We start from the raw sequence: 12,059 nt of genomic DNA on the forward strand, positions 1-12,059 counted from the left end.
AATCTAACAAGCAGGGACAGTCTTGCACATGAACAAAACCCTTGCCGCTGTCGCGCCCGGCACATGGCAGCCACCGCTCACCGCGAAGATGGCCAGCGTGGTCGAGCGCATGGCGCGGGCCGGCCATCCACCGCTCGACCAGCTCACGCCCGAGGAGGCCAAGGCTTCTTACGAGAAGGGCGCCGGCGTGCTCGAGGTGCCGAAGCCCGACGTCGCGCGCATCGAAGACTTCAGCATTGCCGCGCGCGACGGCTTCGAAATGCCGGCGCGGCTCTATGCCCCGTCATTGGCGAAGCTGCCGGTGCTGGTGTATTTTCATGGCGGCGGCTTCACGGTCGGCAACATCCGCACGCACGACACTCTGTGCCGCGTGCTGAGCCACAAGAGCGGCTGCGCGGTAGTCTCGGTCGATTACCGGCTGGCACCCGCGCACAAGTTTCCGACTGCTTCGAACGACGCCTGGGATGCGTTCGCCTTCATTGCGAACGAAGGCGCGCGCCTGGGCCTCGACGCCAGCCGGCTTGCCGTGGGCGGCGACAGCGCCGGCGGCACGCTGGCCGCGGTGTGCGCCATTCTTGCGCGCGATGCGGGCCTGCCGCTTGCGCTGCAGATGCTGATCTACCCCGGCACCACGGCGCACCAGGACACCGCCTCGCACCTGCGCTATGCCGATGGCCCCTTGCTCACCAAGGCGCTGATCGACTACTTCTTCGGCCAGTACGTGCGCACGCCGGCCGACCGCGACGACTGGCGCTTTGCGCCACTGCTGGCCGACGACGTCGACGGCGTGGCACCGGCCTGGATCGGCCTGGCCGAATGCGATGCGGTGGTGGACGAAGGCATTGCCTACGCCGACAAGTTGCGCGCCGCCGGCGTTGCCGTCGATCTGGAGATCTACCGCGGCGTGATCCACGAATTCCTGAAAATGGGGCGCGCGATTCCCGAGGCGCTGCAGGCGCAAGACGATGCGGCGCGCGCACTCAAAGAGGCACTGAAACCATGACCGAAGAAACCATACCCCAGAGAAAAGACTTCCGCTTCTTTCACCGCCTGCGCGTGCGCTGGGCCGAAGTCGACATGCAGAAGATCGTATTCAACGCGCACTACCTGATGTATTTCGACACTGCCATTGCCGACTACTGGCGCGCGCTCGCGCTGCCTTATGAAGAGGCCATGCATTCACTGGGCGGCGACCTCTACGTGCGCAAAGCGACGGTGGATTTTCGTGCGTCCGCGCGCGTGGACGACGTGATCGACGTGGCCATGAAATGCGCGCGCATCGGCAACTCGTCCATCGTCTTCGACGGCGCGCTTTTCCGGCAGGACCAGTATCTGGTGGGCTGTGAACTCGTCTATGTGTTTGCCGACCCCGCCACACAGACCTCGAAGCCGGTGCCGGCCGCCTTGCGCGAAATTCTCACGGGCTTCGAGGCCGGCGAGTCGATGCGCACGGTGGAAACGGGCGACTGGAAAACCCTGGGCGAAGGTGCGAGCGCATTGCGCCGCGCGGTCTTCATCGAGGAGCAGAACATTCCCAAGGAACTGGAGTGGGACGAGCACGATGAAGTGGTGCTGCATGCGGTCGCCCGCAACCGGCTTGGCCAGGTGATTGCGACCGGCCGGCTGCTGAACGCCGTGGACGGCACGGCCATGCTCGGCCGCATGGCCGTGCACCGCGTGCTGCGCAGCGGCGGGCACGGCGCCGCAATCATGCAGGCGCTCGAGTCCGCCGCCAGGGCGCGCGGCGACCGCGAGATCGGCCTGCATGCGCAGCGCAGCGCGGAGCGCTTCTATGCGCGACTAGGCTACACGGTCCATGGCGAGCCGTTCGAGGAAGCCGGCATCCCGCACATCGAGATGCGGCGCAGGCTGGATCAATAACGCGCCGGCGGGTCGGGCACGTAGCCCATCTCCGATCCCGGGAAGGCCGATGGGCCCTCGGGGCGCGGCCAGCGCGGCGGGGGCGGCGGCACCGGAATCACGCCCGCGGCAATGAGGTTCTCGCGGCTGTCGTAGCGGATGCGGACCACTTCGTCGGGCGTGGACTGCGCGCGCTCGAAGGTGGTGTGCCCGACATGCGAGGTCTCGCGCCGGCCGTGCGCTGTGCCAAGGCTTGGGGCGGGCGGCGATTGCCGGGCCAGGCCGCCCTTTGCCGATGCCGCGGATTCGGCACCCAGGGCGCTGTCGGCGGAGCGGGCCTTTGCCGCGGGCGCGGCCGGCGCGGCCTCGGCCACCGCCGAGGGCGCCTCGCTGCGGCGCTCCATCTCGCGGCTGGAACTGCTGCTGTCGTCACGGCGCGGCAGCACGATGGGCGGCGGAGGCGGCACAGGCACCCGCTCACGGAACATGGCGACGCCGATCACGCCGACGTCATCCGGCCGGCCGGTGCGGCTCGCGTACGAATTGGCGATCGACGTGAACTCGAAGGCCGCAATCTGCGAGTCGCTCTTGCGCCAGCCTGTGATGTCGGTGCGCTCGCCACCCGAAAACACATAGCCGTTCTGCAGCACGCCCGCGATTTCCCCGGTGACGACGTTGACGCCATCCACCGACATCACGGCCATGACGCGTTCGCCCATCGCATTGCGTGCGCGAATGGCGTAGCGTGTGCCGGGCCGCCCGGCGACCCAGTATTCGCCACGGTGCCGATAGATCGGCAACTCGCGGCCGGTCGTGCGGTCGACCACGCTGACCTGCATCAGCGAGCCGATGCGCTCGTATGTAATTGGAGGCGAGTGCGGAAACTGCGGCCGTGCAGGGCTTTCGGCGCACGCCGAGAGGGCAGCCCACGCGAGGGCGGTCGAGATGAGGAGTCTGCGCTTCATGGTGGTTCTTCCTTGCCAGGAGTGAATCGGTACGGCTTCTACGGAGCAGCACCGGCGGCAGGGTTAAACGCGGGCAAAAAAATGGCGCAGCCTCTTTCGGGGCAGCGCCAAGCGTCCGTATCTTCGGTCGCTGAGGGATTCGAAAAGACTAGATGTCTTCGAGCAATGGGTAGGGCAGCGGCTCGACCGTGAGCGCCGGCCCGTCGGCGCCGCCAGCATGCAGGCCACCGGTTTCCAGGGCCGATATCTGGATCGAGATCAGTGCCGCCCAGCCGCCGCCCGGTGCCGGCGCCGCCTGCGCCACCGTGCCCACTGGCTGCTCGGCGTCGGCGGCTGCAAACACTTCCTGCCCCGCGCTCACCGGCGCATCGGCCTGCACGAGGTAGGTGCGGCGCTTCAGCGTGCCGCGAAACTGGCTGCGCGCCACGATCTCCTGGCCGGGATAGCAGCCCTTCTTGAAGTTCACGCCGCCCACGGATTCGTAGTTGATCATCTGCGGCACGAAGGCCTCGACCACCGGCGTGGTCAAGGTCACGATGCCGCTGCGAACCTCGCTCCACTGCCAGAGTTCGGCGTCGAGCGGCGAGCCAGCGGGCACCGGGCTGCCGGCCGGCGCGATCCACATGGCGCGCGGCACGCCGTCGGCCGGATAGAGCGACACCGCGCTGACGTCTTCGCCGATGGCCGTGCGCTGGCCGGGCAAGGCGGTGGCATCGAGGCCGTTGGCCGCCAGCGCGGTGCCGGCAAGGCCATACAGCGCGAACTGCTCCGTGGCGTCCGTGAGCTTGGCCTTGGCGCGCAGCACGTACATCGACAGGCGCTTGAGCGTGGCGGCCAGGATGTCTCGGCTGCACACCAGCAGCACAAGGTCGGGCTGCGGCCGGATGCCGACAAAACTCGCGATCACGCGGCCCTTGGCCGTGCACAGCGCGGCCAGGCGAGCCTCCGCGGCGTTGAGCAGGGCGAAATCCTGCGTCAGCTGGCCGTGCAGGAAGCTCGCGGCATCGGGTCCCTCGGCGCGGATCACGCCAAGGTGGGAAAGAGCGGTAACACCATTGAGAACGACAGTAGTCATCGCTGAATTATCATGGTCGCAGCCGTTCAGTCGGGCCAGCGGGGAATCAAGCCCCGGCTCCCGCAAGGCCTCAGACGTTCCGCCCCGATACGTTTTTCTTTTCCCCGTTCATTCATCGGACCCGTGCGCCGCTTCTTCCTCACGCTTTTTCTGTTAGCCGCCCTGGCGGCGCTCGGCCTGGGCGCCGCCGGACTCTGGTGGGTGCACCAGCCTCTCAAGCTGCCCGCGCCCAGCCTCGATCTTTCCGTGGAGCCCGGCACTACGCCGCGCGGCGTTGCCCAGGCCGTGGCCGATGCCGGCGCCGACGTGCAGCCGCAACTGCTTTACTTCTGGTTCCGCATTTCGGGGCAAGACCGCCAGATTCGCGCCGGCAGCTACGAGCTGGAGCGCGGCATCACACCCAAGATGCTGCTCAATGTGCTGGTGCGCGGCGAAGAGGCCACACGCAGCGTGGTGCTGGTCGAGGGCTGGAACTTTCGGCAGGTGCGTGCCGCGCTTGCCAAGGCCGAGCAGCTCAAGCCGGAGACTTTCGGCATGGCCGACGATGCGCTGATGGCCAAGCTGGGCCGACCCGGCGTGCATCCGGAGGGCCGCTTTTTCCCGGACACCTACACGTATTCGAAGGGCTCCACCGACGTCGCGCTGCTGCAGCGGGCCATGCGGGCCATGGACAAGAAGCTGGAGGCCGCGTGGTCGGCCCGAGCGTCCGACCTGCCGATCAAATCGGCTGATGAGGCGCTCATCCTGGCGAGCATTGTCGAAAAGGAGACAGGAAAAGCCAAGGACCGCGCCGAGATTGCCGCCGTCTTCGTCAACCGGCTGCGCACCGGCATGCCGCTGCAGACCGACCCGACCGTGATCTACGGCCTGGGCACCGCCTTTGACGGCAACCTGCGCAAGAAAGACCTGCTGACCGACACGCCCTGGAACACCTACACGCGCGGCGGCCTGCCGCCCACGCCCATTGCCATGCCGGGCAAGGCGGCGCTGCTCGCGGCGGTGCAGCCGGCGCAAAGCAAGTCGCTGTACTTCGTATCGCGCGGCGACGGCACCAGCCAGTTCAGCAGTTCGCTCGACGACCACAACCGCGCCGTCAACCGCTACCAGCGCGGTGGCAGCAGCAGCAACAGCAGTGGCGAACCCAAACCGAAGGTTCCGCAATGAATGAAGGCCTGTTTCTGACGCTCGAGGGCATCGACGGTGCGGGCAAGTCGAGCCATCTCGACGCAATGGAGGCGCTTTTCAGGGGACAGGGCCGCACGGTGGTGCGCACACGCGAGCCCGGCGGCACGCCGCTGGCCGAAACCTTGCGCAGCCTCATCCTCGAGCAGCCGATGGACCCGCTGACTGAATCGCTCCTGGTGTTCGCGGCGCGGCGCGACCACGTCATGCGGGTGATCGAGCCGGCACTGGCACGCGGCGACGTGGTGCTGTGCGACCGCTTCACCGACGCCACCTTTGCTTACCAAGGTGCGGGGCGCGACTTCGACACACAGGTGCTGTCGACGCTGGAACGATGGGTGCAGGGCAGGGCGGATGCGCCGGAACTGCTGCAGCCTCACATTACGCTGTGGTTCGATCTGGCGCCGGAGGTCGCCGCCCAGCGTCTGGCCGGCGCCCGCTTGCCCGACAAGTTCGAGTCGCAGCCGGTCGAATTCTTCCGGCGCGTTGCGGCGGGCTACGCGGCCCGCGCGGCCGCCGATGCAGAGCGCTTCGTGCGCATCGACGCCAGCCAGACGCGCGACCAGGTCTGGCAGCAGGTCGAGACGGCGCTTGTCGCGCGCGGCGCCTTGGCACCCGCAAGTGGTGCGGCACCATGAGCACGCAGGCGCTTTCGCCCTGGCTGCATCGGCCGCTCGCGGAACTGTTGCGCCAGCGCGGCCATGCCTGGCTGCTGCAGGGCCCTTCGGGCCTGGGCCAATACGAACTCGCGCTGGCGCTTGCCGCCGCCTGGCTGTGCGAACAGCCGAAGGCGGAAGAGGGCGGTGCCGCCTGCGGCCATTGCCCTAGCTGCCATTCGATCGAAGTTCGAACCCACGCCGATCTTTGCGTGCTGATGCCCGAGGTGGCCATGCAGGAGCTGGGCTGGCCGCTCGACGAAAAGGCGCAGGCCGACATCGACGACAAGAAGCGCAAGCCGAGCCGCGAGATCCGCGTCGAAGCCATGCGTGACGCGGTCGGCTTTGCCCAGCGCACCAGCGCGCGCGGCCGCGGCAAGGTGGTGCTGGTGTATCCGGCCGAGCGCATGAACACCATCACCGCCAACGCGCTGCTCAAGACGCTCGAGGAGCCGGTCGGCGACGTGCGCTTTGTGCTGGCCAGCGAGGCCGCGTGGCAACTGCTGCCGACCATCCGCAGCCGCTGCCTGGGTTTCACGCTGCCATGGCCCGCCACGGCCGACGCCGAAGCCTGGCTGGTGGCGCACGACGTGCCGGCTGCGGACGCGGCGGCCTTGCTGCGCACCGCCGGTGGCCGGCCGAGCGACGCGCTGCGGCTGGCACGCTCCGGCCAGTCGCCCAAGGCGTGGTCGCTGCTGCCCAAGGCCATTTCGCGCGGCGACGTCGGAGCGCTTGCGGATCAGGCGCCCTCGCAGGCCATCAGCGCGCTGCAAAAGCTCTGCCACGACCTGATGGCCATCGGCAGCGGCGCCGAGCCGCGCTTTTTCGAGCCCGCCGACCTGCCCGCCGCCGTGCCTTCGCACTTGGCGCTGGCGCGCTGGTCGAAGTCGCTCGCCAACGCGGCCAGAACCGCCGAACACCCCTTCAATGCGGGCCTGATGCTGGAAGCGCTTGTGAGCGAGGCGCGAACCACCCTAAACTCTGCTCCTCGCAGACCATGAACCAACCCGCCGCCCCCGCCGCCGCCGCAACGCCTCAAAGGCCGAGCGTTATCCAGCTCGCCATCAAGGAAAAGGGCGCGCTCTACGCCGCCTACATTCCGCTGTTTGCCGAGGGCGGCATCTTCATTCCGACCTCGCGCGAATACCGCTTGGGCGACGACGTCTACGTGCTGCTCACGCTGCCCGAAGACCCGCAGCGCTATCCGGTGGCCGGCAAGGTTGCGTGGATCACGCCTCAGCGCGCCGCCGGCAACCGGGCGCCGGGCGTGGGCATACGGTTCCCGTCGGACGAAAAATCGCGCCAGCTCAAGGCACGCATCGAAGCGGCGCTCGGCGGCTCGATGGCCTCCGACCGTCCCACTCAAACCATCTAAGCTTGCCCGCAGGCTGCGCGCGCTTCGTGCCGCGCGCGCCTTTCCCTACGGGGGGCGACATCAGAGGCCGGCAACGCCGGTTCCTCGGGGTCTTGGCATAAGCCAGACAATCAGCGCCATGTTCACCGATTCTCACTGCCACCTGACATTCCCTGAGTTCGCGGACCAGATGCCGCAAATCCGCGCCGCCATGGCCGAGGCGCAGGTCGATCGCGCCCTGTGCATCTGCACCAAGCTCGAGGAGTTCGACGACGTGCAGGCGCTGGCGGCCCGCCACGACAACTTCTGGGCCAGCGTGGGCGTGCATCCCGACAACGAGGACATCGCTGAGCCCACCATCGACGACCTGGTGCGTCGCGCGGCCATGCCCCGCGTGGTCGCCATTGGCGAAACCGGCCTCGACTACTACCAGATGGAAGAACGCAAGGGCGGACGCAGCATTTCCGACATGGAATGGCAGCGCGACCGCTTTCGCGTGCACATCCGCGCAGCGCAGCAAACCCGCCTGCCGCTCATCATTCACACCCGCGAAGCCTCGGCCGACACGCTGGCCATCCTCAAGGAGGAGGGCGAAGATGGCTCCGGCAATGCCGCGGGCGGCGTGTTCCATTGCTTCACCGAAACCGCCGAAGTCGCCCGCGCGGCGCTTGATCTGGGCTTCTACATTTCGTTTTCGGGCATCCTGACCTTCAAGAAGGCGCAGGACCTGCGCGACGTGGCGGCCTTCGTGCCGCTCGACCGGATGCTGATCGAAACCGACAGCCCGTACCTAGCCCCCGTGCCGTACCGGGGCAAGACCAACAATCCGTCCTACGTGCCTTTTGTGGCGAAGCAGATTGCCGAACTGCGCAAGCTGCCGCTCGAAGCCGTGGCAAAAGCCACCAGCGACAACTTCGAAACGCTGTTCAAGGGAATCAAGACAACATGAAGAAGTACATCAAGAAATTCTTGTATCTTGCTGTCACAGCAGCAAATTTTACTGCACATGCAGGCTCGTTCGAAGACTTCTTCCGGGCCGTGCGCGGAGACAACGCCAGCAGCGTGCGTACGCTGCTGAACCGCGGCTTCGACCCCAACACGCGCGACGAAAATGGCCAGACCGGACTGATCATCGCCTTGCGCGAACCGTCGCCCAAAGTGGCGCAAGTGCTGCTCGAGTCGCCGCAGACCGACGTCGACATTGCCAATGCCAAGGACGAAACCCCGCTCATGCTGGCCGCCATTAAGGGCCAGCAAGACCTTGTTACCCAGCTGCTGAAGCGCGACGCCGCCGTCAACAAGACCGGCTGGACGCCCCTGCACTATGCGGCCAGCAGCGGCCAGCTGACCATCATGAAAGTGCTGCTCGACAACTACGCCTTCATCGACGCGCAATCGCCCAATGGCACCACGCCGCTCATGATGGCCGCGATGTACGGATCGACCGAGGCCGTGAAGCTGCTGCTGGCCGAAGGCGCCGACACCACCATGAAAAACCAGCTCGGCATGACCGCGGCGGACTTTGCCACCAAGGCAAACCGCCCAGAAGCCGCGCAGCTGATTGCCGCGGCGGCCGACACAAAGGCCGGTCCCAAGCCCGTGCCAAAGGACGGCAAATGGTGATGTCGGCGGCGCTCGGCAAAGGCTGAAATCGACGGGTTTGCGCAGGCCCGGAAAAGCGTTCAAAAGGGCGCCCGCACAGTCGTGCGAGACTCTCCGTAGAAGGAGAAGCAGAGATGAATACGTTCCTATTCATGGTCTTTTTGGTGGCCGTGGGATTGCTTGCGTTCGTGATGGTTGCCCGGAAGAAGTCAGCGCAGAACACCAGCGGCTTCGTCGACAAGCCCAAGGCCCGGCCGCCGCTCACTGCACGCGAGCAGGCCATGTACAACCGGCTCGTGCAAACCCTGCCGGATCTCGTGGTGCTGCCGCAGGTCAGCTTCGGTGCCTTGCTCACGGCCCGCACGCGCGCTGCGCGAAGCTCGTTCAGCCGCAAGATCGCCGACTTCGTCGTGTGCGACCACTCGTTCAAGGTCGTGGCCGTGGTCGCGCTCGGCGACAAGAGCAGCAAAGGCAAGTCGCAGCGTGACCTCGATCGGTATGCGCTGCTGTTGCAGGCCGGATACCGCGTACTGCGTTACCCGAGGGTGCCGGACGTGGGGCGTGTGGAGGCGGACTTCGATCCGACCATGGCGTCGGTGAGTCCCATGGGATCCTGAGGCGCATCTTTGGATGCTTTGGTTGCCGGCTCCGCCAGACCTCCGCATTGTCAAGGCCAAGTTCAGATGTCGCATTCCTGGCTAAATAGAAATGTCGCATTTCTTCTTTTTGGATGGAGGCCGGCGAACGCCGTGACTGCCTTGCCTTTGAGCCTGCACAGGTCTTTCAGCCGGAGGCCAACACGGTTGTTTTCTTGGGTGCCCGGCAGACCGCTCTGACCGCTTCGTCGAGGTCCTGTGACGTGAACTGCCTGGAGCGTTTGGTCCCTGGCAAAGCCTTGGTGGAGTAGGGCGCCTGTCCCTGATTCGTTCGCGAGGGCGTGCTGGACTTCCTTCTGTCGTCACGCTGCGCCTGGATCACCAGCGCAGTCTGCAGCGCGTGGCTCAGGCGCTTGTTCTCGACGATGGCGGCCGTGTCGACCTGTGGCAATCGGTCATAGCGCTCATAGACCAGGTTGATGCCGTCGGCGCGCAGCTCGATCCGGCCATCCGGGTACTCGAAGACATCGATGTAGCGATGGATCAGCTTGCGGTTGGCTGGCGAGTCCTTGAGCAGGTAGATCACCCGGTCGTGCTGCAGCGTGAGCGACAGCGACACCTTGCGCTGCAGCCGCCAGGTGAACAGCAGATCCAGATCCTCATCGGCGCGCACCGGTCGATGCGCATCGAACTCGCGCAGCGGCGCCTTGGCGAAACGCGTGTTGAAGTCGGCAATGAAGTGCGGTGCGAACGCGTTGGCCGCCTCGCGCGTGTTGATATCCCGCAGGCGAAGCTCCTTCACCAGGCGATCCTGCAGGGTCAGGTTGGCGCGCTCGACCCGGCCCTTGGCCTGGCTCGTGTTGGCACACATGATGTCGATGTTCAGCTCGAAGAGAACGCGTCCGAACTGCGTCGTGCCGCGGCCGAAGTCGGTCGAGTCGCGCACCGCGCGGAAGATGCTGGCCTTGTCACTGTAGAACGCCACCGGCTTGCCATGCTGCTCGAGGTAGGCCCGCGTGGCTTCGAAGTACGCAAAGGCCGACTCGGTCGGCACGAAGTGCAGCTGCATCAGCCGGCTCGTGGCGTCGTCGATGAAAACCAGCAACGTGCAGTGCACATCACGCTGCTCGAACCAGGCGTGGTCGCTGCCGTCGATCTGGATCAACTCGCCCACGCACGCCCGGCGGTTGCGCGGCTGGTGGATCTTGGCCGCGCGTTGTTTGCGGGGCGTCCACAGGCCGGCCGCCATCATCAGCACCCTGACGGTCTCCTTAGCCAGTGGAAGCCCATGGCACTCACGAAGCTTCTCGCATGCAAGCGTTGGCCCGAAATCAGCATACCGATCCCGGATCAGCGCAGTGGCACGCTCGGCGACGCCTGGCGCCAGTTGACGGTTGCTGGGCCGGCCTCGCTTGCGCGAGACCAGTCCGGCTACACCTTCGTTCTTGTACCGCTGGACCAGACGCTCGAGTTGCCGTCGACTCAGACCCAGCCGCTGCGCGGCCTGGCCCACGCGCGCCATCCGGTCGACCACGGCCTGGATGGTCTTGAGGCGATCGGCTTCGCGCATCGACATGGTGATAGTTGCCGCCGGTGTTGCCATCGCTGTGCCTCGGATCCAGAAGCTGGACCGGGGCAACAATGCGACATTTCTATTCGGTCAAAACACGACATTACTAATCAGCCGCTACACGCATAAATAACACAATGTGCATTATGTTAAATGACTCGTGCAATGACATATGCAGCAAGTCCGTTTTCAAGGACCCTGTGTGATGCTGAGCCAAGCCACCACCACCCTCGACTTCGACACCCCTGGCCGTGGTCTGCTGGAAATCACCACGCCCGTTGCGCGATGGGTGCAAAGCGCCGGCTTTAGAACCGGGCTGCTGACGCTCTTCATTCGCCACACCTCGGCCAGCCTGCTGGTGCAGGAAAACGCCGATCCAGAGGTTCAGGCAGACCTCGAGCGCTTCTTTGCGCGGCTCGTGCCCGATGGCGATCCGCTCTTCAAGCATCGCGATGAAGGACCGGACGACATGCCTGCCCATGTGCGGTCGGCATTGACCGCCGTCCAGCTTTCGATCCCGCTGATCGATGGCCGCATGTCGCTGGGCACCTGGCAGGGCATTTATCTGTGGGAACACCGGAAGCGGCCGCACCGAAGGCAAGTGGTCTTGCACCTGATGGGGTCGTAAAGGGGCGTAGCGGCTCCCCTGCCCCAGCCAGTTTGTTTCAGCGACTGGCGTCTGCGGGCGGGGCGCCCGTTGAGGCTCGATCCGTAGCGGCGTCCGCCGCAGGCACGGTCTTTGCATGACTGCTGACTCATGGTGTAACGAAGCACCGTTTTGGTGAGGTTTCCGCGGTCTGCGGATACCCGGAGCGTGAAGAAGCGCCCAGCACCCCGCCCGCGCTCCGCGAGCATCCCAAACCCCCTGAACCCCACCCGTCCATGCGGCCCCAAGAGGCTGCGTGCCGGCATTTGCATTCTTGATTCGAACCCGCTGATTCCCGAAAGGCCCCACCCCATGCAGAAACTCAAACTCGTGATGGTCGGCAACGGCATGGCCGGCGTGCGCACCCTGGAGGAGCTCCTGAAGCTCGCCCCGGACCTGTACGACATCACCGTCTTCGGTGCCGAGCCGCACCCCAACTACAACCGCATCCTGCTGTCGCCCGTGCTCGCCGGCGAGCAGACCGTGGACGAGATCGTGCTCAACAGCTGGGAGTGGTACACCGAGAACCACATCACCCTGCACGCCGGCAAGA

General features: G+C 65.9%; 13 protein-coding genes and 1 pseudogene. 11 read left to right on the top strand and 3 right to left on the bottom strand.

The window, feature by feature from the left end; translation table 11 throughout:
- The first annotated feature begins 28 nt into the window (after positions 1-28).
- Together ASC78_RS22780 and ASC78_RS22785 are read left to right on the top strand one after the other, a co-directional pair.
- Positions 29-1,003: an alpha/beta hydrolase gene (locus ASC78_RS22780; protein ID WP_055806666.1), complete on the top strand. Its 975-nt coding sequence runs from the start codon at positions 29-31 to the stop codon at positions 1,001-1,003.
- Positions 1,000-1,881 (top strand): YbgC/FadM family acyl-CoA thioesterase, encoded by an 882-nt coding sequence (locus ASC78_RS22785; protein ID WP_055806669.1) that lies wholly within the window; start codon positions 1,000-1,002, stop codon positions 1,879-1,881. The genes ASC78_RS22780 and ASC78_RS22785 overlap by 4 nt, the downstream gene beginning before the upstream one ends.
- On the opposite strand, the gene ASC78_RS22790 is transcribed toward ASC78_RS22785, so the two are convergent.
- Positions 1,875-2,825, bottom strand: a complete 951-nt coding sequence (locus ASC78_RS22790; RefSeq protein WP_055806674.1) for a hypothetical protein — start codon at positions 2,823-2,825, stop codon at positions 1,875-1,877. The genes ASC78_RS22785 and ASC78_RS22790 overlap by 7 nt on opposite strands.
- Before the next feature lie 148 nt (positions 2,826-2,973).
- A complete protein-coding gene (gene ygfZ / locus ASC78_RS22795; protein WP_055806677.1) occupies positions 2,974-3,900 on the bottom strand; it encodes a CAF17-like 4Fe-4S cluster assembly/insertion protein YgfZ in 927 nt (308 codons plus the stop codon).
- 123 nt (positions 3,901-4,023) lie between these two features.
- On the opposite strand from ygfZ, the gene mltG reads away from it, so the two are divergent.
- From mltG to ASC78_RS22830, 7 genes are all read left to right on the top strand, one after another.
- A complete protein-coding gene (gene mltG / locus ASC78_RS22800) occupies positions 4,024-5,064 on the top strand; it encodes an endolytic transglycosylase MltG (protein WP_055806680.1) in 1,041 nt (346 codons plus the stop codon).
- On the top strand, positions 5,061-5,720 hold the full coding sequence (gene tmk, locus ASC78_RS22805) for a dTMP kinase (protein ID WP_055806683.1): 660 nt from the start codon (positions 5,061-5,063) through the stop codon (positions 5,718-5,720). The genes mltG and tmk overlap by 4 nt, the downstream gene beginning before the upstream one ends.
- A complete protein-coding gene (locus ASC78_RS22810) occupies positions 5,717-6,739 on the top strand; it encodes a DNA polymerase (RefSeq protein ID WP_055806686.1) in 1,023 nt (340 codons plus the stop codon). The genes tmk and ASC78_RS22810 overlap by 4 nt, the downstream gene beginning before the upstream one ends.
- On the top strand, positions 6,736-7,113 hold the full coding sequence (locus ASC78_RS22815) for a PilZ domain-containing protein (RefSeq protein WP_055806688.1): 378 nt from the start codon (positions 6,736-6,738) through the stop codon (positions 7,111-7,113). The genes ASC78_RS22810 and ASC78_RS22815 overlap by 4 nt, the downstream gene beginning before the upstream one ends.
- A gap of 118 nt (positions 7,114-7,231) precedes the next feature.
- The gene (locus tag ASC78_RS22820; protein ID WP_055806691.1) at positions 7,232-8,041 is read left to right on the top strand and encodes a TatD family hydrolase; all 810 of its coding nucleotides are present in this window, start codon (positions 7,232-7,234) and stop codon (positions 8,039-8,041) included.
- On the top strand, positions 8,038-8,715 hold the full coding sequence (locus tag ASC78_RS22825) for an ankyrin repeat domain-containing protein (protein WP_055806693.1): 678 nt from the start codon (positions 8,038-8,040) through the stop codon (positions 8,713-8,715). Before ASC78_RS22820 ends, ASC78_RS22825 begins: the two co-directional genes overlap by 4 nt.
- A gap of 113 nt (positions 8,716-8,828) precedes the next feature.
- Entirely contained in the window at positions 8,829-9,311 is a 483-nt protein-coding gene (locus ASC78_RS22830; RefSeq protein ID WP_055806695.1) for a DUF2726 domain-containing protein, read from the top strand.
- A 166-nt stretch (positions 9,312-9,477) separates the two neighbouring features.
- Here the strand turns inward: ASC78_RS22830 and ASC78_RS22835 are convergent, their stop codons facing one another.
- A complete protein-coding gene (locus ASC78_RS22835; protein WP_082517632.1) occupies positions 9,478-10,866 on the bottom strand; it encodes an ISNCY family transposase in 1,389 nt (462 codons plus the stop codon).
- Between the two features lie 199 nt (positions 10,867-11,065).
- Here ASC78_RS22835 and ASC78_RS22840 point away from each other — a divergent pair, with 199 nt between their 5' ends.
- Together ASC78_RS22840 and ASC78_RS22845 are read left to right on the top strand one after the other, a co-directional pair.
- Positions 11,066-11,488, top strand: a complete 423-nt coding sequence (locus tag ASC78_RS22840; RefSeq protein ID WP_055806701.1) for a secondary thiamine-phosphate synthase enzyme YjbQ — start codon at positions 11,066-11,068, stop codon at positions 11,486-11,488.
- Positions 11,489-11,818: 330 nt separating this feature from the next.
- Positions 11,819-12,059: pseudogene (locus ASC78_RS22845) on the top strand (hypothetical protein); the annotation flags it as partial.

Source organism: Variovorax sp. Root318D1, from assembly GCF_001424835.1.
Lineage (GTDB): Bacteria > Pseudomonadota > Gammaproteobacteria > Burkholderiales > Burkholderiaceae_C > Variovorax.